The sequence below is a fragment of the Nonomuraea sp. NPDC050153 genome (assembly GCF_044460125.1).
Classification (GTDB): Bacteria; Actinomycetota; Actinomycetes; order Streptosporangiales; family Streptosporangiaceae; genus Nonomuraea.
The window spans coordinates 377,392-400,180 of sequence record NZ_JBITJQ010000004.1; the positions used below are offsets into that span (position 1 = coordinate 377,392).

General features: G+C 69.4%; 23 protein-coding genes and 1 pseudogene. 12 read left to right on the forward strand and 12 right to left on the reverse strand.

The annotated features are described in order from the left end of the window. Positions 1–35: 35 nt before the first annotated feature. The 3 genes from ACIBQ1_RS13810 to ACIBQ1_RS13820 form a co-directional block, all read right to left on the reverse strand. A complete protein-coding gene (locus ACIBQ1_RS13810; protein ID WP_397277288.1) occupies positions 36–902 on the reverse strand; it encodes a carbohydrate ABC transporter permease in 867 nt (288 codons plus the stop codon). Then, positions 886–1,851 carry a carbohydrate ABC transporter permease gene (locus ACIBQ1_RS13815; RefSeq protein ID WP_397277290.1) on the reverse strand — a complete coding sequence of 322 codons (966 nt, stop codon included), beginning with the start codon at positions 1,849–1,851 and terminating at the stop codon, positions 886–888. Before ACIBQ1_RS13815 ends, ACIBQ1_RS13810 begins: the two co-directional genes overlap by 17 nt. 214 nt (positions 1,852–2,065) lie before the next feature. Then, a complete protein-coding gene (locus ACIBQ1_RS13820) occupies positions 2,066–3,019 on the reverse strand; it encodes a LacI family DNA-binding transcriptional regulator (RefSeq protein WP_397277292.1) in 954 nt (317 codons plus the stop codon). A 179-nt stretch (positions 3,020–3,198) separates the two neighbouring features. Between ACIBQ1_RS13820 and ACIBQ1_RS13825 the strand changes: the two genes are divergently transcribed. From ACIBQ1_RS13825 to ACIBQ1_RS13850, 6 genes are read left to right on the forward strand one after another with little or no spacing between them, the layout of a single operon-like run. Continuing rightward, positions 3,199–4,089: an NAD-dependent epimerase/dehydratase family protein gene (locus tag ACIBQ1_RS13825; RefSeq protein WP_397277294.1), complete on the forward strand. Its 891-nt coding sequence runs from the start codon at positions 3,199–3,201 to the stop codon at positions 4,087–4,089. Beyond that, complete coding sequence (locus tag ACIBQ1_RS13830; RefSeq protein ID WP_397277296.1) at positions 4,086–4,958, forward strand: 5-dehydro-4-deoxyglucarate dehydratase; 873 nt, start codon at positions 4,086–4,088, stop codon at positions 4,956–4,958. Before ACIBQ1_RS13825 ends, ACIBQ1_RS13830 begins: the two co-directional genes overlap by 4 nt. Beyond that, positions 4,955–6,010 (forward strand): mandelate racemase/muconate lactonizing enzyme family protein, encoded by a 1,056-nt coding sequence (locus ACIBQ1_RS13835; protein ID WP_397277298.1) that lies wholly within the window; start codon positions 4,955–4,957, stop codon positions 6,008–6,010. Before ACIBQ1_RS13830 ends, ACIBQ1_RS13835 begins: the two co-directional genes overlap by 4 nt. After that, entirely contained in the window at positions 6,007–7,941 is a 1,935-nt protein-coding gene (locus tag ACIBQ1_RS13840; RefSeq protein WP_397277300.1) for a DUF6807 family protein, read from the forward strand. The genes ACIBQ1_RS13835 and ACIBQ1_RS13840 overlap by 4 nt, the downstream gene beginning before the upstream one ends. Before the next feature lie 56 nt (positions 7,942–7,997). Beyond that, positions 7,998–8,996, forward strand: coding sequence for an acyltransferase family protein (locus tag ACIBQ1_RS13845; protein ID WP_397277302.1), 999 nt, complete (start codon positions 7,998–8,000; stop codon positions 8,994–8,996). Positions 8,997–9,009: 13 nt separating this feature from the next. Beyond that, positions 9,010–10,233 carry an acyl-CoA dehydrogenase family protein gene (locus ACIBQ1_RS13850; RefSeq protein WP_397277303.1) on the forward strand — a complete coding sequence of 408 codons (1,224 nt, stop codon included), beginning with the start codon at positions 9,010–9,012 and terminating at the stop codon, positions 10,231–10,233. Positions 10,234–10,312: 79 nt separating this feature from the next. On the opposite strand, the gene ACIBQ1_RS13855 is transcribed toward ACIBQ1_RS13850, so the two are convergent. After that, positions 10,313–10,903: a DUF6879 family protein gene (locus ACIBQ1_RS13855; protein ID WP_397277305.1), complete on the reverse strand. Its 591-nt coding sequence runs from the start codon at positions 10,901–10,903 to the stop codon at positions 10,313–10,315. 193 nt (positions 10,904–11,096) lie between these two features. Between ACIBQ1_RS13855 and ACIBQ1_RS13860 the strand changes: the two genes are divergently transcribed. Next, positions 11,097–11,372, forward strand: a complete 276-nt coding sequence (locus ACIBQ1_RS13860) for a hypothetical protein (protein WP_397277307.1) — start codon at positions 11,097–11,099, stop codon at positions 11,370–11,372. A gap of 123 nt (positions 11,373–11,495) precedes the next feature. Here the strand turns inward: ACIBQ1_RS13860 and ACIBQ1_RS13865 are convergent, their stop codons facing one another. After that, a complete protein-coding gene (locus ACIBQ1_RS13865; protein ID WP_397277309.1) occupies positions 11,496–12,326 on the reverse strand; it encodes a DUF6597 domain-containing transcriptional factor in 831 nt (276 codons plus the stop codon). On the opposite strand from ACIBQ1_RS13865, the gene ACIBQ1_RS13870 reads away from it, so the two are divergent. Then, the gene (locus ACIBQ1_RS13870) at positions 12,325–12,870 is read left to right on the forward strand and encodes a TIGR03086 family metal-binding protein (protein ID WP_397277311.1); all 546 of its coding nucleotides are present in this window, start codon (positions 12,325–12,327) and stop codon (positions 12,868–12,870) included. The two genes, ACIBQ1_RS13865 and ACIBQ1_RS13870, sit on opposite strands and share 2 nt — an antisense overlap. Positions 12,871–13,028: 158 nt before the next feature. Here ACIBQ1_RS13870 and ACIBQ1_RS13875 read toward each other — a convergent pair whose 3' ends face one another. The 3 genes from ACIBQ1_RS13875 to ACIBQ1_RS13885 all read right to left on the reverse strand — a co-directional run bounded on the left by ACIBQ1_RS13875 (position 13,029) and on the right by ACIBQ1_RS13885 (position 15,631). Further along, positions 13,029–13,943, reverse strand: coding sequence for a polyphosphate polymerase domain-containing protein (locus tag ACIBQ1_RS13875; RefSeq protein ID WP_397277313.1), 915 nt, complete (start codon positions 13,941–13,943; stop codon positions 13,029–13,031). Between the two features lie 392 nt (positions 13,944–14,335). Further along, a complete protein-coding gene (locus tag ACIBQ1_RS13880) occupies positions 14,336–14,893 on the reverse strand; it encodes a DUF4956 domain-containing protein (RefSeq protein ID WP_397277315.1) in 558 nt (185 codons plus the stop codon). 69 nt (positions 14,894–14,962) lie between these two features. Further along, positions 14,963–15,631 (reverse strand): response regulator transcription factor, encoded by a 669-nt coding sequence (locus tag ACIBQ1_RS13885; RefSeq protein ID WP_397277316.1) that lies wholly within the window; start codon positions 15,629–15,631, stop codon positions 14,963–14,965. A gap of 202 nt (positions 15,632–15,833) precedes the next feature. Between ACIBQ1_RS13885 and ACIBQ1_RS13890 the strand changes: the two are divergent. Beyond that, positions 15,834–16,964: pseudogene (locus ACIBQ1_RS13890) on the forward strand (RNA-guided endonuclease InsQ/TnpB family protein); the annotation flags it as partial. 32 nt (positions 16,965–16,996) lie between these two features. On the opposite strand, the gene ACIBQ1_RS13895 reads toward ACIBQ1_RS13890, so the two are convergent. Beyond that, positions 16,997–18,406, reverse strand: a complete 1,410-nt coding sequence (locus ACIBQ1_RS13895; protein ID WP_397277318.1) for an ATP-binding protein — start codon at positions 18,404–18,406, stop codon at positions 16,997–16,999. Positions 18,407–18,533: 127 nt separating this feature from the next. On the opposite strand from ACIBQ1_RS13895, the gene ACIBQ1_RS13900 reads away from it, so the two are divergent. Both ACIBQ1_RS13900 and ACIBQ1_RS13905 read left to right on the forward strand, forming a co-directional pair. After that, complete coding sequence (locus tag ACIBQ1_RS13900; protein WP_397277320.1) at positions 18,534–19,088, forward strand: hypothetical protein; 555 nt, start codon at positions 18,534–18,536, stop codon at positions 19,086–19,088. Positions 19,089–19,740: 652 nt separating this feature from the next. Continuing rightward, entirely contained in the window at positions 19,741–20,529 is a 789-nt protein-coding gene (locus tag ACIBQ1_RS13905; RefSeq protein ID WP_397277321.1) for an SDR family oxidoreductase, read from the forward strand. A 96-nt stretch (positions 20,530–20,625) separates the two neighbouring features. On the opposite strand, the gene ACIBQ1_RS13910 is transcribed toward ACIBQ1_RS13905, so the two are convergent. Together ACIBQ1_RS13910 and ACIBQ1_RS13915 are read right to left on the reverse strand one after the other, a co-directional pair. Beyond that, positions 20,626–21,294, reverse strand: a complete 669-nt coding sequence (locus tag ACIBQ1_RS13910; protein ID WP_397277322.1) for an alpha/beta fold hydrolase — start codon at positions 21,292–21,294, stop codon at positions 20,626–20,628. A 36-nt stretch (positions 21,295–21,330) separates the two neighbouring features. Next, on the reverse strand, positions 21,331–21,891 hold the full coding sequence (locus ACIBQ1_RS13915; RefSeq protein WP_397277324.1) for a zinc-binding alcohol dehydrogenase family protein: 561 nt from the start codon (positions 21,889–21,891) through the stop codon (positions 21,331–21,333). Here ACIBQ1_RS13915 and ACIBQ1_RS13920 point away from each other — a divergent pair. After that, positions 21,878–22,195, forward strand: coding sequence for a hypothetical protein (locus ACIBQ1_RS13920; RefSeq protein WP_397277325.1), 318 nt, complete (start codon positions 21,878–21,880; stop codon positions 22,193–22,195). The genes ACIBQ1_RS13915 and ACIBQ1_RS13920 overlap by 14 nt on opposite strands. 107 nt (positions 22,196–22,302) lie before the next feature. On the opposite strand, the gene ACIBQ1_RS13925 is transcribed toward ACIBQ1_RS13920, so the two are convergent. Beyond that, a complete protein-coding gene (locus ACIBQ1_RS13925) occupies positions 22,303–22,758 on the reverse strand; it encodes a hypothetical protein (RefSeq protein WP_397277327.1) in 456 nt (151 codons plus the stop codon). Positions 22,759–22,789: the final 31 nt, after the last annotated feature.

A 22,789-nucleotide genomic window follows, 5' to 3' on the forward strand; every position in this document is an offset into this window, starting at 1 on the left:
CCTAGGGGATTTCTCTTGTTGGGGGGTGAACGGAACTACTTCAGTCCCGTCGTGGCCACGCCACGGATCAGGTACTTCTGGCCGGCCAGGAAGAAGCCGAAGATGGGACCGAGCGCGATGATCGACATCGCGAACATGGGACCCCATTGCGAGTCGCTGCTGGCGTCCAGGAACGTGCGCAGCGCGACCGGCACGGTGAAGTTGTCCGGGTTGTTGAGGTAAAGGAGCTGGCTGAGGAAGTCGTTCCACGTCCAGATGAACGTGAAGATCGCGGTCGTGGCCAGCGCGGGCAGACAGAGCGGCATGACCACTCTGATGAAGATGCGCCAATAGCCCGCTCCGTCGATCTCGGCCGCCTCGTCCAGCTCCCTCGGCAGCGTACGGATGAACTGCACCATGAGGAAGACGAAGAACGCGTCCGTCGCCAGCACCTTGGGCATCACCAGCGGCCAGATCGTGTTGATCAGCTCGAGCTTCGAGAACATGATGTACTGCGGCACGATCACCACGTGGTGCGGCAGCATGATCGTGCCCAGCATGATGGCGAACCAGAACTTCTTCAGCGGGAAGTTCAGCCGGGCGAAGGCGTAGGCCGCCAGCGAGCAGGCCACCAGGTTCGCCACCACCGACAGCGCGGTGACGACCGCGGAGTTCCACAGGTAGTAGCCGAAGGGGTGCTTCAGCGCCGACCAGCCCTGGGTGTAGTTCTCGAACGTGATCTGGCTGGGCCACAGCCCCGGCTCCCGGAAGATCAGCTCCTCCGGCTTGAGCGAGCTGGAGATCATCCAGAGCAGCGGATAGAGCATGACCAGGCCGAAGCCGATCAGCAGGATGTGCTTGACCACCGGCCCGCCCTTGAGGGGGCGGAACAGCACCGGGACCGGCCTACTTGGTGTCGCCATAGAAGACCCAATACTTAGACGCGAGGAAGTTCACTCCGGTCAGGGCGGCGATGATGACCAGCAGGACCCACGCCATCGCCGCGGCGTAGCCCATGTCGTAGCTCTTGAACCCCTTCAGATAGAGGTAGAGCGTGTAGAAGAGGGTGGAGTCGGCCGGGCCGCCCTTGCCGTTGCTGACGATGAACGCCTGCGTGAACGACTGGAACGACTTGATGACCTCGAGCACCAGGTTGAAGAAGATGATCGGCGTCAGCAGCGGCAGCGTGATCGAGCGGAACTGGCGCAGGGTGCCGGCGCCGTCCACCGCCGCCGCCTCGTAGTAGCTGCCGGGGATCTGACGCAACCCGGCGAGGAAAATGATCATCGGGGCGCCGAACGTCCACACGTGCAGGAGGATCAGCGTGCCCAGCGCCGTGTCGGGGTCGCCGACCCAGCCGGGCCCCTGGATGCCGAAGATCGACAGCACCGCGTTGACCAGGCCGTCGGCGCCGAAGACCTTGCGCCAGAGGATCGCGATGGCGACGCTGCCGCCCAGCAGCGAGGGCAGGTAGAAGATCGAGCGGTAGAACGACAGCCCGCGCAGCCCCCGGTCGAGCACCAGGGCCAGCGCCAGCGCGAAGGCCAGCTGCAGCGGGACCGACACGACCACGTAGATCGTGGTCACCTTCAGCGAGGACATGAACCTCTCGTCCTCGGTGAACATCTTGACGTAGTTGTCCAGCCCGACCCACTTGGCCTCCTTGAGGAGGCTGTAGTCGGTGAAGGACAGGTAGAGCGAGGCGATGATCGGGCCGACCGTGATGACAAGCAGGCCGACGAACCAGGGCGCCAGGAACAGGTAGGCGGCCCTCGCCTCGCGGCGGGCACGTAGGGAGCGGCGTCCGCCTCCACCGGCCTGCGTGGCCGGTTCGCGCGGGGCTCGGGTTTTCACCGCCACCGTGTCAGCCATGACGGAACTCATTCGTCATTCACGGACCTTCCGGCGAGATGTGAATGGATAGCGCTTTCCTATAGCTGGGGGGAAAGTTACGTCAACCCTTTGCAGACGTTACATAGCCGTTACCGATATATCGTTACGACGTTTGCCCAGCTGGAGAGCTCGCTCGTCCGAGAAGTCAGATGAATTCGCTGCTCAGTTAGTACAACCGTTTGCAGCAGGCCCGCTATCGTGGCGGAGCGGTGGAATCCCTGATGACCAGGCGCGTCTCCAGCGAGGTGGTGGCCGTCACCTCCTGGATGAGCAGGTCCACGGCGAGCCGGCCGGCCGCGGCGGTGGGCATGGCGACCGTGGTGAGCTTGGGGCGGTTCAGCCGGCCGGAGACGATGTCGTCGATCCCCACCACGCTGACGTCCTCCGGCACGCCGAGCCCCAGGTCGCCGAGCCCTTCGATGAGCCCGATCGCGACCAGGTCGTTGTAGGCGAGCACGCCGGTCGCCCCGGAGTCCCGCACCTGGCGCGCGACGGCGAGCCCGCCCCGCTCGGTGGGCGCGTTGGGGCCGATGACGACCAGCTCGACGCCCTGCACCTGTTCGGCGGCCGTACGGATCTCCGCGCTGGTCCACGAGCCGGCCGGGCCGGACACGAGCGCCACGCGGCGGTGCCCGAGCCCGGTCAGGTGCTCGACCGCCAGCCTGGCGCCGTGGCCGACGTCCATCAGCACCGTGGCGGCGCCGCGCAGCCGCCGGTTGATCACCACGAACGGCACCCGCGCGGCCAGCCGTTCCAGCGCCTTGTTGGACGAGCGCGGGCTGCACAGCACCAGGCCGTCCACCTGCTTGGAGAACGCCTGCACCAGCTCCTCCTCGGTGGCCGCCTCCTCGTCGGTGTCGGCCACGAACAGGTGGTAGTCGCGCTGCCTGGCCGCCGAGTGGGCCGCCTTGATCAGCGGGGGGAAGAACGGATTGGCGATGTCGGCCACGATCAGGCCGAGGTTGTGGGTGCGGCCGGTCGTGAGCGCCCTGGCCGCCCGGTTGGGGCGGTATCCCAGCTCCTCGGCCACCGCGAGCACCCTGGTACGGGTGGCCGCGTTCACCATGTGCGGCGCGGAGAACGTCCGCGACACGGTCGATACATGCACACCGGAAGCCCGGGCCACATCACGAATCGTCACTGTCACAGTCGCCCACCCTAACGCAACCGCTTGCAGAATCTCTGAGTACCATGAAAGCGCTTGCCGCGCCCATGCCTCAGGAAACCCCTGTTCGAGCGCGGGGGGTGAAATCACCTCTTGACGACCTCGCCCCGAGGACACAAAGGTTTAGTGCAACTGTTTGCAGTCTTGAAGGAGCCCCCGCGGTGAGCAGAGTCCTCGTCACCGGAAGCGCAGGACGCCTCGGCCGGAGCGTGGTCACCACGCTCGCGGCGGCCGGGCACGAGGTCATCGGCGTCGACCGAACGCCAGGCACGCCATCCGAGGCCGCGGTCGCCTTGCCGGCCGATCTCACGGACACCGGCCAGGCGTTCGAGGTGATCGCCAGGTTCCGGCCGGAGTCCGTGATCCACCTGGCCGCCATCGCGACCCCGTTCAGCCACCCGGAATCGGTGATCTTCAAGGTCAACACCCAGCTCGCGTTCAACGTCTGCGAGGCGTCCGTCGCGCTGGGCGTGCGGGGCGTGGTCGTGGCCAGCAGCCCCACCGTGATCGGGTACGGCGCGCCGGGCGGCTGGGCGCCCACGTACCTGCCGATCGACGAGGATCACCCGGTGCGCCCGTGGAACGCCTACAACCTGTCCAAGGTCGTGGCCGAGCAGACCATGAAGGCGTTCGCCCTGGCCGGGACGACCAAGCTGGCCGCGATCAGGCCGTGCTTCGTCATCCCGCCCGAGGAGTGGGCGGGCGCGCCCACCCAGTCGGGCCACACGCTGCGTGAACGGCTCGACCGGCCGGAGCTGGGCGGGGTCTCCCTGTTCAACTACATCGACGCCCGCGACTGCGCCGACCTCATCATGGTGCTGGCCGAGGCGCTGCCCGAGCTGCCCAGCGGCGAGGTGTTCTTCGCCGGGGCCGCGGACGCGCTGGCCAGGAAGCCGCTCGCCGACCTGCTGCCCCAGGTCGTGCCCGGCACCGAACCGTTCGCCGCCGGTCTCACCGGCACCACCCCCGCCTTCTCGACCACCAAGGCAGAGCGCCTGCTCGGCTGGCAGCCCAAGCGAAGCTGGCGTACCGAAATGAAGGAAGCTGAATGAACCTGAGCGGTGTGCTGTTCTTCCCCGTGACGCCCTTCGACGCCGACGGCCGGCTCGCCGAGGAGGTGCTGGCCGAGCACGTCCGGCAGGGCATGGAGCACGGTCCCGGCGGCGTGTTCGTGGCGTGCGGCACCGGCGAGTTCTCCGCGCTGTCGGAGGCCGAGCACGCGCGGGCGGTGCGGGTGGCGGCCGAGGTCGTGGGCGGGCGGGTGCCGGTGTTCGCGGGCGCGGGCGGCCCGCTCGGCACGGCGCTCAACCAGGCGCGGGCCGCGCGCGCGGCGGGCGCCGACGGGCTGCTGCTCATGCCGCCGTACCTGGCCCAGGGGCCGGCGCACGGCTTCGCCGCCTACGTGGCGGCGGTGGCCGCGGAGCTGCCGGTGATCGTCTACCAGCGGGGCTCCGTGGTGCTGGAGCCGGAGGCCGTGGTGGAGCTGGCCGGGGTTCCCGGGGTGATCGGGCTCAAGGACGGCGTCGGCGACATCGACCGGATGCAGCGGATCGTGCTGGCGGTGCGGGAGTCGTATCCGGACTTCCTGTTCTTCAACGGGCTGCCGACGGCCGAGCTGACCATGCCCGCCTACCGGGGCATCGGCGTGGAGCTGTACTCCAGCGCGGTGTTCGCGTTCGCGCCGGAGATCGCGCTGGCCTATCTGAACGGTGACGAGCGGCTGCTGACCGGCTTCTACGCCCCGCTCGTACGGCTGCGCGGCAAGGTCCCCGGCTACCCGGTCGCCCTGGTCAAGGCCGGGGTACGGCTACGCGGCCTGGACGTGGGCGCCGTCCGCCCGCCGCTGGTCGAGCCGTCCGACGAGCACCTGGCAGAGCTGGAGGCGCTGATCAAGACGGGGCTGGAGCTGGCGGCGTCATGACGATCGCCGATCTACGCACCTCGCTGCGTACCGCCCCCCTTCCCCGGCCGTGGGGCGCGGACGTCCCCTACAACCACGTGGTGGTGTGCGAGGTCACGCTGAAGGACGGGCGGACCGGCACCGGGTTCTCGTGGACGCCGCAGATCGGGGCGCACGCCGTACAGGCGCTGCTCGACCACGACCTGCGCGAGGCGCTGATCGGGCTGCCCGCGCACCCCGAGGTGGTGTGGGACCGGCTGTGGCGGCACCTGCGCGAGGCGGGGCCCGGCGGGATCACCACGATCGCGCTGGCCGGGATCGACCTGGCGCTGTGGGACCTGCGCTGCGGCGACAGCGGCCTGGTCGACGTTCTGGGCCGGCGGCGCGACGAGGTTCCCGTCTACGGCAGCGGCGTCAACCTGCACTACTCGCTGGACGAGCTGGTGGAGCAGGCGCGGCGCTGGGTGGCGGCCGGGTACCGGGGCGTCAAGATCAAGGTGGGCCGGCCCGACCTGGCCGAGGACGTGGCCAGGGTGGCCGCCGTTCGCGAGGTGATCGGGCCCGACCGGCTGCTGATGATCGACGCCAACCAGCGGTGGGACCTGCACCGGGCCAGGCGGGCTCTGTCCGCCCTGCGGGAGTTCGGGCTGCACTGGATCGAGGAGCCGCTGCCCGCCGACGACGTGACCGCGCACGTGGAGCTGCGGCGCTCCATCGACGTGCCGGTGGCGGTCGGGGAGAACGTCTACACGACCTACGGCTTCCGCGACCTGCTCGCGGCCGGGGCCTGCGACATCGTCCAGCCGAACGTGGTGCGGGTCGGCGGGATCACGCCGTTCCTGCGGATCGTGGAGCTGGCCAGGACGTACGACGTGCCGGTCTATCCGCACCTGCTGGGCGAGGTGTCCGGGCAGCTCGCGCTGGCCCTGCCGCTGCCGGTCATGGCGGAGGACGTGGAGGACGCGTCGTTCGCGACCCTCGGGCTGCTGGAGGAGCCGTACCCGGTGCGGATCTCCGACGGGGTCCTGCGGGCGGGCGCGCACGGAGGGCTGGGACTAAGGTGGTCGCGATGAAGGTGGTACTCGCTGGTGCGCACGGCCATGGGCAGCACCATCTGGGCAATCTGCGCAGGCTGGCCAACCAGGGACTGATCGAGCTGGCCGGGATCTGCGACGTGCGGCCCGCCGAGGTGGACTTCGCCGTACCGCTGCAGTCGCCCGACCTGGGCGAGCTCCTCGCCAAGACCGGCGCGGAGATCACGGTCATCTGCACGCCGATCCACACCCACGCCGACCTCGCGGTGACCGCCCTGCACGCGGGATCCCACGTGCTGCTGGAGAAGCCGCCCGCGGCGAGCCCCTCCGCGCACGCCCGGATCGCCGCGGCCGTCGCGGAGACGGGGCTGGCCTGCCAGGTCGGCTTCCAGTCGCTGGGCTCGGCGGCGGTCCCCGCGCTGCGCGAGCTGATCGCCGACGGCACCATCGGGCGCGTGCGCGGCATCGGCGGCGCGGGCGCCTGGGAACGGCCCTCGGCCTACTTCACCAGGTCCGCCTGGTCGGGCAAGCGCCGGCTCGACGGCGTGGACGTGGTCGACGGCGCGCTGACGAACCCGTTCGCGCACGCCGTCGCGACCGCCCTCGCCCTGGCGGACGGCCCCGTCGCCGAGATCGAGACCGAGCTCTTCCACGCCCATCCGATCGAGTCGGACGACACGTCCTGCCTGCGGATCCGCTTCGACGACGGCTTCGTGATCACCATCGCGGTGACGCTCTGCGCGACCGGCCGGAACGAGCCGTACCTGGTCGTGCACGGCGACGCGGGCCGCGCCACGCTCGTCTACACGCAGGATCAGCTCAAGGTCGAGCTGCCGGACGGCACGGTCACGACGACCGTGTACGAGCGCACCGACCTGCTGGAGAACCTCGTCGACCACGTCCGCACGGGCGCGGACCTGATGGTGCCGCTGTCCGCCACGGAGACGTTCACGCAGGTGCTGGACGCGGTACGGCTGGCTCCCGATCCGCTGCCGATCCCGGAGCGGTACCAGGCCGTCGCGCGGGACGCCGGCACGGGCGAGGTCACGCACCGGTTCCTGCCGGGCGTCGCCGAGCTGACGGCCCGCAGCGCCGAGACGCTGTCGCTCTACTCGGAGCTGGACGTCCCCTGGACCAAGGTGGAGCTGCTGGCCTCCGACCGGCCGGTCGCCGCTTACGAGCTGCGGCCCGACCTGCCCGCCACCGACTCCCCCCGGCCGTACCTGCACGGGGTGCGGACGCTGGGCGGCGCCGAGGTCACCGAGGTGCGTCCCGAGGACCACGTGCACCATCTCGGGGTCGGGGTCGCGATCTCCGACCTGGGCGGGGCGAACTTCTGGGGCGGCCGAACGTACGTCAAGGACCAGGGGCCCACCTGGCTGGACGATCACGGGGCGCAGCGGCACCTGTCGTTCTCCCGCCTGGACGACTCCGGCTTCGTCGAGCACCTGGAATGGGCCGGGCCCGGCGGGCGGCTGATGGCGCACGAGGAGCGGGCCGTCACGGCCCGGCCGTTCGGGGACTTCTGGGCGCTGGACTTCTCGTTCACGCTCACCAACCTCACCGGCGCGCCGCTGGAGATCCGGAGCTCGGCCACCAAGGGCCGCGCGGGCGCGGGTTACGGCGGCTTCTTCTGGCGCGCCCCCGGCACCTCCACGGCCCGGATCGCCCTCCCGGGCGGCGAGGAGGCCGTGCACGGCAGCCGCGACCCCTGGGTCGCCCTGTCCGGCACCACGCCGGAAGGGCAGGACTGGACGCTCGTCTTCGTGCAGGCGGACGACGATCCGTGGTTCGTGCGGGTGGAGCACTATCCGGGGGTGGGGCAGGCGCTGGCCTGGGACCGGCCGCTCGTCGTCGAGACCACGCTGACCAGGCGGGTCGTGACGGCGGTGGTGGACGGCCGGCTCGACGTCGCCGCCGCGTCCGCGCTGGCGGACACGGTACGCGAGGCGACACCGGCCCTTCGGTAAGCCCTCACTCGGCGTTTCCTGGCGGTTACGCATTCGGTGGCTAGGGTGCAGGGCCTGTGAGCGTTACCGTCGCCCTGGACACCAAGTCCGTGACCGCCAGGGACCCGTTCTTCGACAACGCCAAATACCTGGCCATTCTGCTCGTGGTGTGCGGTCACCTCATCGAGGACCAGCGGGATCACCCCATCGCGCACGCGCTGTACCTCTACGTCTATGTCTTCCACATGCCGCTGTTCATCGTGCTGAGCGGCTATCTGTCGCGCCGGTTCACGTTCTCGGCGGGGAAGGCGCGCAAGCTCATCTCCACGCTGGCGGTGCCGTACCTGATCTTCGAGTTGGCGTACTCGTTGCCGCGGCTGGTCCTGTACGGGAAGTTCGAGCTGAGCCTGCTGGACCCGTACTACCTGACGTGGTTCCTGCTGTCGCTGTTCCTGTGGCGGCTGTCGACGCCCGTGTGGCAGCAGCTCAGGTGGCCGCTGGCGATCGCGGTCGTGCTGTCGCTGCTGACCGGGATGAGCGCGCTGCCCGACGAGCTGGCCATGAACCGGACGTTCGGCCTGCTGCCGTTCTACGTGCTCGGGCTGATGCTCAAGCCGGAGCACTTCGCGTTGCTGCGCAGGCCGTACATGAGGCTGGCCGGATTTCTCACGCTCGGCCTGGGGCTGGCCGCGGCGCTGCTCGTCCACGAACAGGTGCCGACGGAGTGGATCAGGTGGCGGCTGTCCAACTCGGCGCTGCACGTGGACGACCTCACCGGCACGGCCGTCCGGCTGGGGCTGCTGCTGGCCGGGGCGGTGCTGGTGGCGGCCTTCCTGGCGGTGACGCCCGCGCGGCGCACGTGGTTCAGCGGGCTGGGCGCGGCCACCATGTACGCGTACCTGCTCCACGGATTCGTGGTCAAGGTCGCCGAGCGGTTCGAGCTGGGCGTGCCGCTGTCGATCCTGCTCGGCGTGGCCAGCGCCACGCTCCTGTGCGCGCCGCCGGTCCGCAAGGTCTTCCACTGGGCCGTGGAGCCGCGTATGTCCTGGGCCTTCACGCCGCTGCGGCGACCGTGACACGGTGTCAGGTATGGCCATCGACTTCACCCTCGCCCCCGAGCACGAGGAGATCCGCAAGCGGGTCCGCGCCTTCATCCAGGGGACCGTCATCCCCGCCATGGAGGAGGTGAAGGAGGCCGACCGGGACGCGTACCTCCGCACGATCTTCCAGCTCCGCTCACAGGCCAAGGCCGAAGGGCTGTGGCTGCCCCACATGCCGAAGGAGTGGGGCGGCATGGGGCTGGGCCACGTCGAGCTGGCCATGGTGCAGTCGGAGGCGGCCAAGACCCGCGTCGGACCGTGGGTGCTCAACTGCATGGCCCCGGACGAGGGCAACATGCACACCCTCCTGCACTGGGCGACGGACGAGCAGAAGGAGAAGTATCTGCGGCCGCTCCTGGAAGGCACGCAGATGTCCTGCTTCGCCATGACCGAGCCGGAGGTGGCGGGCTCCGACCCCACCCTGATCCGCACCACGGCCGTCCAGGACGGGGACGAGTGGCTGATCAACGGCCACAAATGGTTCATCTCCAACGCGCGCCGGGCCAACTTCGCGATCCTCATCGCACGGACGGAGCTGGACGTGCCGGAGGGCTCGCGCGGCGCCAACACCGCCTTCCTCGTCGACCTCCCCGATCCGGGCTGGGACGACGTACGCGAGGTGGAGACGATGCACGGCTCCACGGGCCACAGCGAGATCGTCATCACGGACCTGCGCGTGCCCGGCAGCCGGATCCTCGGCGGTCGCGGCAACGGCCACCGCCTCGGCCAGTACCGCCTGGGCCCGGCCCGGCTCGCCCACTGCATGCGCTGGATCTCCCAGGCGGAGACGGCCCTGGACATGATGGTCGACCGCGCGCTCAACCGCTACAGCCACGGCTCGCTGCTGGCCGAGAAGCAGGGCATCCAGTGGATGGTCGCCGACTCGGCCATGGAGCTGTACCAGTGCAAGCTGATGGTCCTCCATGCCGCTTCCAAGATCGACAAGGGCGAGGATTTCCGTACGGAGGTGTCGATGGCCAAGCACTTCGTGGCGGGCAGCCTCAACCGGATCGTGGACCGGGCGATCCAGGTGCACGGCGCGCTGGGGTATTCGACGGACACGCCGCTGGCGAGCATGTTCCAGCATGCCCGCTGGGCCCGTTTCGCCGACGGCGCCGACGAGATCCATCAGATGCGCATCGCCGAACGCACCATAGCCGCCTACCGGGCCACCGGCTCCACCAGCGCCGCCACCGGCGGCCTCCCCCTGTGAACGCCCTCACAGGCCCCCGGCGCCGTCAGCCGAGACGACGATCTCAGACGGTCACCGGAGGAGGGTGCCGACGACGATCTCAGACGGTCGTCACCCGGGGAGCCGGCATCGGCACGATCTCCCGCTCGTAGTAGGCCTGGAAGTCCTCCCCGGCCGCGAACAGCTTGTCGAGCTCACCCTGGCACTCCGCGATCACGTCGGGGTCGTCGATCCGCCTGGCCCCGCTGTGGGCCCCGGAGGCGTCGTACGTCACCTCGTACATCACGGACGACCCCAGCACGACGAGCTCCGGCAGGCGCCGGTCGATCTCGAGATCGGACACCACCCCCGCGTCGAGCACCCGCACCTGCTCGGCCACCGCCACCCGCAACGCCAGCACGTGCATCTCCCACTGCAGGTACGGCGTGACGGGATGCTCGACGATCCGGATCCGCCGGCACGGGAAGGCCCTGCTCCGGCCCTCGACACCGGTGTCGTCGACCAGCTTGAGCGAGCGTTCCCAGTCGCCTTCCATCATCGCCAGCCAGCTCGGCTCCCCGGCCTCGAAGCGCTGAATACGCTCAAGCTTCCAGAACACGTCATCAATGTTTCGGAAATTAGGCCAGAAATCGTCAAGATATCCGTCCGCACTTAGCAAGACGCCTGATATCTCATGAATACGCTCAAGCATATGACGACCGTACCCATCAGATTCGCAGCACGAACCCAGGAGCAGCGGCTACGCTGGCCGGGATGATCACGGACACCAACGGCACGCAATTGATCGTCCTGCGCGGCAACTCGGGGTCGGGCAAGACGAGCATCGCCCCCACGGCCACCACGTCCTCCTCGAAGGCATCCTCACGGCCGGCAGGTACGCCCCCATGCTCCAGACCCTGCGCGCGGACTTCCCCGGCCGGAGTCGCTTCTTCTACCTCGACATCCCCTTCGAGGAAACCCTCCGCCGCCATGCCACCCTCCCGCAGAGCGCGGAGTTCGGCCCGGACTTGATGCGCGAGTGGTACGTCGAGCGGGACCTGCTGCCCGGTGCATACGAAACCATCATCGGCCAGGACAGCACGCTCGAGGAAACGGTACGACGGCTGCTATCCGAAACACTCGAACGCACAGAAACCCGCAATTACCAGAAACCCACCTAAACCCAGCAAATCACTTCTCTGGCTGATCACTCGCAAAAAGGCCCACCACCACTGGACCCGAGCAGAAAGACCACCAATTCCCCCAAGGAGCCGAGACCCCCGGCGAACGCCAGGCTCATGCACTCATGCCTTGTCGCTTCCGAGCCGGGCGTAAGCCGCAGGCGGCATACCGACCGCGGCGGTGAAGTCGCGGGTCAGGTGAGCCTGATCGGTATAGCCAAGCTCGGCGGCCAACGTGGCAAGGTCGAGCCCCTCGTAGACCCGCTCCGCCGCCTCGTGCAACCGGAAGCGGCGGATCACCCACTTGGGGCCGATCCCGACGTAGTCCCGGAACAACCGCTGCAGCGACCGCACCGACCGTCCCGACCTGACGGCCAGCTCATCGACCCTGGTCACGGACACGTCGTTCTCGGCCAGCTCCACCAGTGCCGCGGCCTCCTCCACCAACGGATCCCGCTCCGGCCCCAGACTCCGCAGGAACCCGTCGACGAGCGCGACGGCGGCCCGCGCATCAGACTCGGCCTGAACCCGCTCGACCAGGGACACACCTGCCGCGCCGAACATCTCGCCGATCTCCACGAAACGGCCGGTCAGCTGGGACACCGAACCACCCAGGAACGGCCGGAAGCCGCCGGGGCGGAAGCGCGTCCCGAGCGCTCGGCCGCTGCCCAGCATCGTGTAGGAGAACCCGCCCCTGATCACCCCCGCGATCCGGTGGAAATCATGGCTGATCGTCATGTTCACGGTGGGATGCGAGACGATGCGCTGCTCGTACGGCTCGGCGAGGTCGGTCCACGTGACGACCCAGAAGTGCGACACGAACGCCGAAATTTCAGGTGATGGCGCGTGCCGCGCGTAATCGAAGGCTTCGAGCCCCGCGTACGGGTTGACCCAGCCACGCTGTCGCGTTTTTACAAGCCGCACCTCGGGCAGGCGGGGCACCATGACTGCCATGGACGACATCATGCCGCTGATGACGCGCGCCACCGAACAGACCGCCGGGTTGGTACGCGCGGTGCGACAGGAGCAGCTCGGGTTCCCGACGCCCTGCGCGAAGTTCGACGTCAAAGGCCTGATCAACCACCTCGAGTGGGTGGCGGCCCTGTTCGAGTCGCTGGGCAACCAGGGGGAACGGATCGAGCAGGAACCATACGCGGGCGACTTCCCCGAACGGGCGGACCGCACGCTGGCCGCCTGGTCGCGCCCCGAGGCGTGGGAGGGCACCAGCCCCGCCATGGGCGGCCTGCCGATGGCCACGCTGGCCCACATGTACCTGGTCGACATGGTCGTGCACGGCTGGGACCTGGCCAAGGCCACCGGCCAGGAGTACAGCCCGGACCCTGAGGCCGTCTCGGTAGCACTGCACTTCAGCGGCCAGATGGCGGAGATGGGCAGACAACGCGGCGCCTTCGGCCCAGCGGTCGACGTGCCGAACCACGCCCCACCGTTCGACCGCCTCCTCGGCATCATCGGCCGAGCCCCGGCCTGGACACCGTAACCCGCCCCGGCTTGTGAGGAACGCGACGGACGCGGGAACGCAGTCGCCGCGACCGATCCCCAAGGCCCAAGGGAACCAAGGCCGGAGGGAACCAAGGCCGGAAGGCCGGAGGGAACACGGAGGCGAGCGGGGAACGCAGCCCAAGCCCGAACGCCGGATCACGCCTGCACGCCAGCGCCATTTCCGCTGCTCCTCCTGCCGCTGTGAGCTCCCCGAGGCCCCGCCCACCGGCCTCCTCGCGCGGCCGCCTGGCCCCAGCACCCTGTCGAACCCCTGGACACGAGCCGTTGGGCACCCGGTTCGGGACGGTGGACGAGGTAGCGCTGCAGCACCGGGTGCCAGCGATTGGCGGGCAACTGCCGGAGCGCCGCGACCGCCAGGCAGTACTTGCTCACGGTGACCGGCCGCACCCCCATCCCACGCAGGACCTTGTCCACCAGCGCCTTCCCGTCGGCGGACTTCGACTCCAGCAGCACCAGGTCACGGCGAGCCGGTGCGCTGGACTGCCCGTCGTGGCAGAGCAGGCCCGTGTCACACGTGAGTCTGGCCGCGCCCGAGGGGTCGATGAAGGTCACCCGCCTGTAGTCGGTGGACAGCACCGGCCCCAGCGTCTCGGGGGCGATGAGGCGCAGCTCGGCCAGAAGGGTGTCACGTACGAAGTCGAGTGCCTCCCGGGTGAGGGTCCGGCTCGGCGCGTCGTCGTACGGGATGCGGTGCTTGTCGGTGCTGCCACGCGTGCCGTTGAGCTTGAGCTCCAGCCACCGGCCACCGCCGTCCAGATAGGTGCGGGTACGAAGCTTGAACCTGCGCCGCCGATCCTGCCGGTGCTGGTGGAAGGTGAGCAGGTCAGGCGTGTCGAAGTACGTCGAGGTGTAACGGAACTGGCGTCTTGTCCCGATGCGCAGCACGGCGAACCGGCCCCCCAGCTCTGCCGCGAGCGCCGTCATGGTGGCGGCCGTCACGATGTACTTGCGATCGACCCGGCTCATCAGCTCCGGCACATCCTCGAGCCCGATCGGCGCCACCTCCGCCGCGACCCCGGCCAGCAGCACATCCGCATCCAACTCACCCATCACCACACCTCCACCACCTTGTCCATGACCTCATTCGCCAACCCACCTCGGACACCGCCACCCCCTTCACCTCGCCCCCTTCACCCCACATCCCACGTCCTTCACCGCGCACCCCACCCCCGCACCCCGCATCCCACCCCCACACCCTTCACCCCCGCATCCAGCCACCAGCGCACCTCCACCCATCGCCCACCGCACCACCTGGGCGCTCCCTAAGCCCTCCACGTTTTCACCCACCTCGCCATCTCTCCGGCCCGCCACCCACTGCGCCGACCCCGCATCCCCCTCCCTCACCTCCACCTCCACGGCACCACCAGGGCATCCGGCTCCACCACCCCACCTCCTGGCCACTGCGCTCCGCCGCCTGCGAGGTGGCGTTCGGTGGTTGGGGGTCAGCGGATGCCGGCCCGTTGGGCAGGGGTTACGTAGCGGACGTCGACCACCGTTATGTCGCGGACGTAGTCGATCTGGGTGACCACGTAGTGGACGACGTGTGCCCGCAGGCGGCTCTCCAGGTCGACCCGGAGCAGGTGCGGGTCCGAGTGGACGACGTCCAGGGTGATGACCTGGTGGCGGGTGCGGCCGAGCAGGGCCGGGTGGTCGGCGACGTACATGACCGCCAGCAGGACGGCATCCAGCAGGAGGGCGGTCAGCGGCCAGGCGCCCGCGATGCCGTTGACCAGGCCCAGCACGATGGCGATGAAGTAGTAGGCGATCTCCTGCTGGGTGATCTCGCTGGAGCGGAGTCGGATGATCGACAGCACGCCGAACAGGCCGAAGCCGACGGCGACGTCGACGCGTTGGACGAGCAGGAGTGAGACGACCGCGAAGATGCCCACGTTGAGTGCCACATAGGCGAAGAGCAGGTCGCGTCGATGATGTCGTCGGTAGTAGAGGCCATAGGCCAGGGCGACGATCGACACGAGATCCATTACCAGTCCGGCTGTCACGGCGCTCCCTCCGTTTGCGCTGCTGAGAACAGCTTGTCGGGGCGGGGTGAGGCGAAGGTGAGGTGATGATTAGGCGGCTCTCATGCGGTAGCCGGTGCCGCGGACGGTCTCGATCCGGTCGGCGCCGATCTTGCGGCGCAGGTAGCGTACGTAGACGTCCACCACGTTGGAGCCGGGGTCGAAGTCGAAGCCCCACACATGGCTGAGGAGTTGCTCGCGCGTCAGGACCTGGTCGGGGTGCCGGCAGAAGATCTCCGCCAGCGCGAACTCCCGGGTCGACAGGTCAACCGCCCGATCCCTCACGTACGCCCGCCTCGTACGGAGATCCAGCGACAGGTCCGACACCCGCAACACGGTCACCTCCGGCGTGCGGTCGGCGCGGAGGCGCAGCCGCAACCGTACCCGCGCCAGGAGCTCCTCGAAAGCGAACGGTTTGGCGATGTAGTCGTCGGCCCCGCCCTCCAGCCCCGCCACGGTGTCGCTCACGCTGTCGCGAGCGGTCAGGATGATCACCGGCATGGTCACCATGGACTGCCGCAACCTCCGCAACACCGTGAACCCGTCGCTCAACGGCAGCCCGATGTCCAGGATCAGCAGGTCGAACCCGCCCGCGCAGGCCAGGTCGTACGCCGCCACCCCGTCCCCGACCACGGCGGTCACGAAGCCGTTGGTCCGCAGCCCCTTCTCCACGAACGACGCGATCCTGACCTCGTCCTCGGCGATCAATATCCGGTTCATCTGGTTCCCTTTGCTGGAGCCCCCGGGCTTTGGCCCTGGGGAGGAATGCGCATCTCCCGCAGTGCGGGACAGGGATAGACAGTTCGCCATCAGGCGAATGGCGTGAGGCAGATGGCACGCAGCCTGCTAAGCACCTGCTCACGTGATCTCCGTGAGGACGGCGTACAAGTGCCGGGCCTACCCCACGCCCGAGTAGGCCAGCGTGCTGAACCGCACGTTCGGCTGTGTGCGCCTGGTGTGGAACCGCGTGCTGGCCTGGCGTCACGCCCGCTGGTACGGCGAGCGGCTGTCCGCCGACGTCTCCCGGGCCAATGCCTATCTGACCCAGCTCAAGCAGGCCGAGGAGCTCGCCGTCCTGGGCGAGGTCTCCTCTGTCCCGCTCCAGCAGGTCCTGCGCACACAGCAGAAAGCGTTCGCGAACTTCTTCGCCAAGCAGGCCCGCCACCCGCGCTACAAGTCCCGGACGGGACGGCGGGCCGCCGAGTACACCCGCTCGGGTTTCCGCTGGCGCGGCGGGCGCCTGTTCCTGGCGAAGATGGACGCCCCGCTGGAGTTCGTCTGGTCCTGGCCCGAGGTGGACCCTGCCTCGATCGACCCGACCACCGTGACCGTCTCCCGTGACCCGTGCGGCCGCTGGTATGTCTCCCTGGCCGTCGAGGTCCCCGACGCCGAGCAGACTCCGGCCACCGCAAGCGCCGTCGGCGTCGATCTCGGCGTGAAGAACTTCGCGGTCACCCGCGACGGCGAGAAGATCCCCAACCCGCGCGTGCCGACCAGGCGGGACCGCGACCTGGCCCACTACCAGCGGCGCATGGCCCGCAAACAGCGCGGGTCGAACAACCGCAAGAAGGCCGGGTCGAAGGTCGCCCGCGCCCACCGCAAAGTCGCGGCCCCCCGCCGGGATTTCCTGCACCGGATCTCGACCCGGCTGGTCCGCGATCACGACGTGATCGTGATCGAAGACCTCGTCGTCAAGAACATGGTCCGCAACCGCCGCTTGGCCAAGGCGATCTCCGACTGCGGGTGGGGTGCCTTCCGCCGCATGCTGGAGTACAAGACCGCCAGGTACGGCCATCACCTGATCGTGATCGACCGGTGGCATCCCAGCTCGAAAACGTGCAGCAAGTGCGGGCATCCGCTCGCCGCGCTGAGCCTTTCCACCCGGCGCTGGACGTGCCCGGGCTGCGGCACCCTGCATGACAGGGACATCAACGCCGCGAAGAACATCTTGGCGGCAGGTCTTGCCGTGTCTGCCTGTGGAGGTGACGTCAGACACTCCGAGTCCTCTCGGGTGCGGTCGTCGGCGAAGCAGGAACCCCATCCTGTGAAGGTTGGAGTCCCCCGGTCTTGGCTGCGGGGAGGCAGTCAACCCAATCTCCAGAGCTCCCATAGTGGGATGGACATGACGAAACAGGCTCCGCCGCCCGGGGCTTCCGTCACCTTGACGTTGCCGCCGTGGGCCTCGGCGATCGATCTGACGATGGCCAGCCCCAGGCCGGCGCCTTCGTACGTCACGGTGCGGCCCGCGCCGCGCACGAACCGTCCGAAGATCCGCTCGCGCTCCGCGGGCGCCACCCCGGGGCCGCTGTCGCGCACCCACAGCTCCACCCATCCGTCGCGGACGGCGGAGCCGACGGCGATCAGGTCGTCGTCGGTGGTGTGGCGGACGGCGTTGGCCCCGAGCTGCATGAGCGCCTGCGTGAGCCGCTGGCGGTCGGCGGGCACGCGGGCCTCGGCCACCTCGTCGACCCGCCAGCGGCGGTTGCCGAGCGCGCGGGCCTTGGCGACGACGCTGACCGTGAGGTCGGCCACCTCGACGTCGTGTATGTCGAGAAAGCCCGGCTGCTCCGCCCTAGCAAGGGTGAGGAGGTCTTCGACGATGCGGTTCATCCGGTCAAGCTCGTCGGTGACCAGGGCGAGCGTCTCCGCGCGGTCGCGCGGATCGTCGCCCATGAGCTCCAGATGGCCGCGAATGACGGTGATCGGCGTACGCAGCTCGTGACCGGCGTCGTCCATGAAGTGCCGCTGTACGACGAAGGCGTTTTCGAGCCGGTCGAGCATGTGGTTGAACGTCGCGGCCAAGGCGGCCACGTCGTCGTCGCCCGGCACGTCGAGCCTGCGGGTGAGGTCGGTGGAGTCGCTGATCTGCTCGGCCGTCTGGCCGATCAACCGGACCGGCGCCAGCACCCGCCCCGCCACGAACCACCCGGCCGCCCCCGCTAATGCCAGCGCCGCCAGCGCGGACAGCCCGAGGACCCGCACCGCGTCGACGATCTCGTCGCGGTGGCGGTCGTAGAGGATCGCCACGACGAAGTGACCCGGGCGGGAGTCGGCCTTCACCGTCACCGGGATCACCGCGTAATGGACCGTTCCTTTCGGGCTCTCGATCTCGCCGCCGGCGGGCTTGGTGGTCGTGGCCAGCCGCGCGACCAGCGCGTCGTCGGTGTCGAGGCGTACGGGCGGCGGGATCGCGGTGATCTTGTGAGCCTTGCCGTCGACGATGCTGAAGAACGTCTCCCATCTGTCGGGCGCGTTGAGCGCCAGGTATTCCGTCAGCAACTGTCCGACGTCGGTGATCGCGCGGCCGCTCTCCGGGTCGCGCGCGGTCGCGGCGTACCGGCGCAGCTTCTCCGCCTCGTTGCTGAGCTCGAGGTTCGTACGGTCGTCAAGGCGAGCCAGGAGGATGGTCCAGGTCGCGAAGATCGAGACGGCGAGGGCGAGGCCGACGACGGCGAGCATCCAGCCCACGATCCGGGCACGGGCGCTCACCCGCATTCGATCACCTGGTCAATCGTCGTCATCGTCATCTCCACCGCCACCATTGCCGCCATCGTCTTCGTCGTCATCGCCGCCTGGTCTGGGCGCCGGCGGTCTGACCGGCTCGGCCCTGGGCTGGCGCGGAGTGGGCCGTACGACGCTCTCGCGCGCCGCGGACTCGTCGTCGTCGCGCGACCCGGCATCCCTGGTGGGTCTCGGCCCGGCATCCGTGCCGGACTTCGGCTTGGCGCTCGTAGTGGGCCTCGGTTTCGGGCCTGTGGTGGGCTGTGGCCTGGTGCCGGCAGCGGGCTGGGGCCCGGCGCCCGCGGCCGGCTGCGATGCCACATTCGTGGCGGGCGGTGCTGCCGCGCCCATGGTGAGCTCCGGTTTCGCGCTCGCGGCGAGCTCCGGTCGCGCGCTCGCGGTCAGCTCTGGTTTCGCGGTGGTGGTAGGCGGGGTCGAGCCCGGCCCGGGGGTGCCGCCGCCTGTGGGGGCCGGGATGCCGGCCCCGTTCAGTGCGGGCGTGTGTGACACCACGACGGACTCGCCCAGATCGGGCGCGTTGCCGGCCGCGCGCACCAACCCCACCGACATGAATCCCGCCATCGCCGTGGCCAAGGCGAAGAGGACCAACGTTCCCCGATGCTTCATGACCTTGACCTTGACGCCCTTCGAGGAGACCACGCTGAAGCCCAGATGAGAAACCTCTCATCTGATCACGCTGAGTCGCAGTGGAATCACGCCCTAATCGAGGGAGGTTCTTTGCCCACGCTGCCCCTTCGTCGGGTGGGGGTTGAGGCTGGGAGGCGTTTGGGGTGGGTTCGCCGCTTCTGCCTGCGGGGTTGGGTGGTGATGGGGGCGAGGCGTCGAAATGGCGGGGTATGTGAGCTGCTTCTGACGGCGGCCGCCGGGGCGGACATCGCTGGCGGCGGACATCGCTGTGGCGGCGGGGACGCAATCAGCGAAGGTCGCGAGCGGCGGGGGCGCAAGCGCGGGCAGCGCGAAGGGCGGGCAGCGCGAAGGGCGGGCAGCGCGAAGGGCGGGCAGCGCGAAGGGCGGGCAGGTGGTCCAAACGCCTCGGGGCCAGGTGGTCGAGAGGGTGGAAGCGCCGACCGAGATGCGCGAGGGTGGGCGGAAAGTCGATCCTGGGACTGGTGTGGGAGCGGTGGCCCGAGATCGGCGGAAATGATGGACTGAAGCGGACGGACGCGCTCGACAGTAGGGCCCATTCGGAGGGCGGAAGCGCCCGTTCAGGGAAATTGGAAGGGCCCGTTCGGTAAACCCATTGGGTGGTGGAGACGCTCTTCCGAGGGGTGGAATGCGGATAGGGCGTTGGGCTGGAAGGAGTGCAGATGCGGGTACGGGACAAGGTCGTCGTCGTCACGGGCGCGGCCGGCGGGATCGGCAGGGCGATGGCGCTCAGGTTCGCCGCCGAAGGAGCGGCCGGAGTCGTCGTCGCGGACCTCGACGAAGCCGGGGCGACCGCGGTGGCCAAGGAGATCGGTGACCGCGCCACAGCGGTACGCGTGGACGTTGCCTCGGAGTCGGAGGTCGCCGCTCTGGCTGAGACCCCGTTCGGGCCGGTGGACCTGTTCTGCTCCAACGCCGGCATCATCGGCGGCCACGGGCTGGACGCCCCGGACCAGGAGTGGAGCCGCCTGTACGCGGTGAACGTGCTGGCCCACGTGTACGCCGCCCGCGCCGCCGTACCCGCCATGGTCGCCCGAGGCGGCGGCTACCTGCTGAACACGTGCTCCGCCGCGGGCCTGATCAGCTGCCCCGGCGACGCCCCGTACGCGGTGACGAAGGCGGCGGCGATCGCGTTCGCCGAGTGGGTGTCCATCCACTACGCGTCAAAGGGCGTCAAGGTCAGCGTCCTGTGCCCGCAGGGTGTGCGTACCGGCATGCTGGAGCAGGGTCTGGAGGAGGACCATCTGACCGCGAGGGCTGTGGCCGCCTCGGGGACCATTCTCGATCCGCCGGACGTGGCCACCGCGGTCGTCGAGGGACTCGAGGCCGAGCGCTTCCACATCTTCCCGCACCCGGAGGTGGCGGAGTTCGTCCATCGCAAGGCCGAGAACCCCGACCGATGGCTGGCCGGAATGTCGCGTTTCGTCGACTCCCTGACCTCGAATTCCTGATCCGGAGTTACCCGACGCCGCCCGCGGACAGAACGGGGTGCCGGTTCTCGACGCCACCACCAGCCGCGGCCTGACGACCAGGGCCCGAGCCCCTAGCTAGGCGGCGTCGAGCAGGATCCTCAGCAGGTCCTGTGGCGCGTCGCGCATGAGGTTGTGCGCGCTGTCCACCGCGTGGGTGGTCCACGAGGGGTCGTGGCGCAGCCGCTCGTAGACGGGCGTGAACGGCGACTCCCCGTCCCATCCCGCCGCGTACACGTACTCCCTGCGACGCACGTGCGCGAGGTCTCCCGTGAGTCGTAGCGGCTGGAGCAGCGAGGCGAGCGGGTGGGCCGTGGCGCGCGGGTCGAAGAACGGCAGCGGCCGGGTCGCGTAGCCGCTGTCCACCACGTCCACGTACCAGCGCCGCTCCTGCTCGGTGACGAGGCTCCAGCAGGAGTCCCCGTCCCCGGGCACGACGGCGTCGAGGTAGACCAGGCCGCGCACCCGCTCGGCGGGCGCGCGGTCGGCGGCGCCGGTGATCACCATTCCGCCGTAGCTGTGTCCGACCAGGATCGCTTCCGTGATGTTCTCGGCGGTCAGGACTCCGGTCACGTCCTGGATGTGCGTGTCGAGGTTCACCCCGCCGCCCAGCAGATGGCTGCGCTCGGCGATGCCGGTCAGGGTCAGCGGGTACGCGCGATGCCCCCGGCTCCGCAGTTGCTCGGCGAGTTCGTCGAAGCACCAGCCGCCATGACACATACCGGGGATCAAGACAAATGTCGACACAAATCCGGATCGTAGCAGACATCGAACCGATCGGTTCTATCTCGTCGGATCGAGGACGAGCTTGCCGGTCGTCCGGCGGCCACGCAGGTCCGCGTGCACGCGCCGTACCTCCGACATCGGGTGGTCGCCACCGTGGACCACGCGCAGCCCACCCGCCGCGACCTGCCCCGGCATCTCCACGTACGCCTTGCGGAGGACCTCCGGGTGGGCGAGGGCGTTCATCAACCAGAAGCCGCTGACCGTGACCGAACGACGCTGCAGATCGCGCGGCGACACCAGACCAGGCTCGACCCCGCCGGCCATCCCGTAGAAGGCGAGCCTGCCGAAAGGGGCCAGCGCGGCGATGCTCTGGTCGGTGACGCGCCCGCCCGTCATCTCCAGGACCACGTCGACCGGTTCGCCGTGGTTCGCCGCACGCAGCGCCTCGGCGAGGTCGTCCGCCGCGGGGTCGACGGCGGCGGGCGCGCCGAGGGACAGCGCGAATTCACGTTTGTCCGGCGTGCTCGCCGTGGCGATGACCGGGGCGCCGCGCAGCTTGGCCAGCTGTACGGCCAGCGAGCCGACGCCGCCCGACGCGCTCGCGGTGCTGCGCGACACCGTGTCGGACGTCTGCGCGTGGGCGACGCGGGACACCGACCGCTACGTCCTGCGCGAACGGCTGATCGCGGAGAACCCCGAGCTCGCCGACCGCGCGGCCCGCAAACATCGGCGCCTGGTCGAGCCGGTCGGCGAGCTGCTGCGGCAGCAGGGCGCCTCGGCGGAGACCGCGGCGCTGGCCCCGCAGGTGGCGCTGGCCTGCTACCAGGCCGGCCACCAGGTCGCGGGAGGCGACCCGGCCGCGCTGTGGCCGAGCGTCAGTGCGGCCTTCGACCAGCTCGGCGTGGTCTCGGGCCAAACCTGAGGGCTCCGGACGCTGCGGGCGCGTGGTCCGGTGGCCGGCGCGTGCCGCGGCCGACCAACGCGGCCGTCTGACGCGGCCGACCAACGCGACCGACTGTGCGGCGCCGGTCAGCTCGTACGGGTGAAGTCCGCGATCCAGTTGGCCTCCCACGTGGCGCCCTGATCGGTGGAGAAGGCCTGCTCCCAGCGGCAGGACGTCTCGGTGATCTCCGACCACAGGAACCGCACGGTGATCGGCCTCCCGTCGTACAGCTCGTCCGCCGTGAAGACACCACGACCATCCGCGCCGAAACGGCCGACCACGGGCGGCAAGGACAGTCCCGTCCTGCTGCCCGCCCAGTAGAGGGACCATTCGTCGCGAGCCTCGTCGTACAGGCGTAGTGTCACTCCTCCGTAACCCAGCTCCGGGAAGGTGACCTCGTCGAAGTTCCCCTTGCCGCCGAGGACGCTCCAGCACCGGCTCATGCCGGTGAACTCGTACCAGTCGTCGCCGCCGGCGAGCACCTCGCGCAGGCGGCGCTGCTTGGAGGTCCAGGTGCCGACGAAGAAGTCGAAGGTGTTCATGGGCAAAAGCTAAGGACCTCCCGTGACACCT

What these genes read in the sequence shown, in the direction of transcription:
- ACIBQ1_RS13810 (WP_397277288.1), bottom strand. Translation starts at nt 902, where the DNA reads ATGGCGACACCAAGTAGGCCGGTCCCGGTGCTGTTCCGCCCCCTCAAG.
- ACIBQ1_RS13815 (WP_397277290.1), bottom strand. Translation starts at nt 1,851, where the DNA reads ATGGCTGACACGGTGGCGGTGAAAACCCGAGCCCCGCGCGAACCGGCC.
- ACIBQ1_RS13830 (WP_397277296.1), top strand. Translation starts at nt 4,086, where the DNA reads ATGAACCTGAGCGGTGTGCTGTTCTTCCCCGTGACGCCCTTCGACGCC.
- ACIBQ1_RS13835 (WP_397277298.1), top strand. Translation starts at nt 4,955, where the DNA reads ATGACGATCGCCGATCTACGCACCTCGCTGCGTACCGCCCCCCTTCCC.
- ACIBQ1_RS13840 (WP_397277300.1), top strand. Translation starts at nt 6,007, where the DNA reads ATGAAGGTGGTACTCGCTGGTGCGCACGGCCATGGGCAGCACCATCTG.
- ACIBQ1_RS13850 (WP_397277303.1), top strand. Translation starts at nt 9,010, where the DNA reads ATGGCCATCGACTTCACCCTCGCCCCCGAGCACGAGGAGATCCGCAAG.
- ACIBQ1_RS13855 (WP_397277305.1), bottom strand. Translation starts at nt 10,903, where the DNA reads ATGCTTGAGCGTATTCATGAGATATCAGGCGTCTTGCTAAGTGCGGAC.
- ACIBQ1_RS13860 (WP_397277307.1), top strand. Translation starts at nt 11,097, where the DNA reads ATGCTCCAGACCCTGCGCGCGGACTTCCCCGGCCGGAGTCGCTTCTTC.
- ACIBQ1_RS13870 (WP_397277311.1), top strand. Translation starts at nt 12,325, where the DNA reads ATGGACGACATCATGCCGCTGATGACGCGCGCCACCGAACAGACCGCC.
- ACIBQ1_RS13865 (WP_397277309.1), bottom strand. Translation starts at nt 12,326, where the DNA reads ATGGCAGTCATGGTGCCCCGCCTGCCCGAGGTGCGGCTTGTAAAAACG.
- ACIBQ1_RS13875 (WP_397277313.1), bottom strand. Translation starts at nt 13,943, where the DNA reads ATGGGTGAGTTGGATGCGGATGTGCTGCTGGCCGGGGTCGCGGCGGAG.
- ACIBQ1_RS13885 (WP_397277316.1), bottom strand. Translation starts at nt 15,631, where the DNA reads ATGAACCGGATATTGATCGCCGAGGACGAGGTCAGGATCGCGTCGTTC.
- ACIBQ1_RS13895 (WP_397277318.1), bottom strand. Translation starts at nt 18,406, where the DNA reads ATGCGGGTGAGCGCCCGTGCCCGGATCGTGGGCTGGATGCTCGCCGTC.
- ACIBQ1_RS13905 (WP_397277321.1), top strand. Translation starts at nt 19,741, where the DNA reads ATGCGGGTACGGGACAAGGTCGTCGTCGTCACGGGCGCGGCCGGCGGG.
- ACIBQ1_RS13925 (WP_397277327.1), bottom strand. Translation starts at nt 22,758, where the DNA reads ATGAACACCTTCGACTTCTTCGTCGGCACCTGGACCTCCAAGCAGCGC.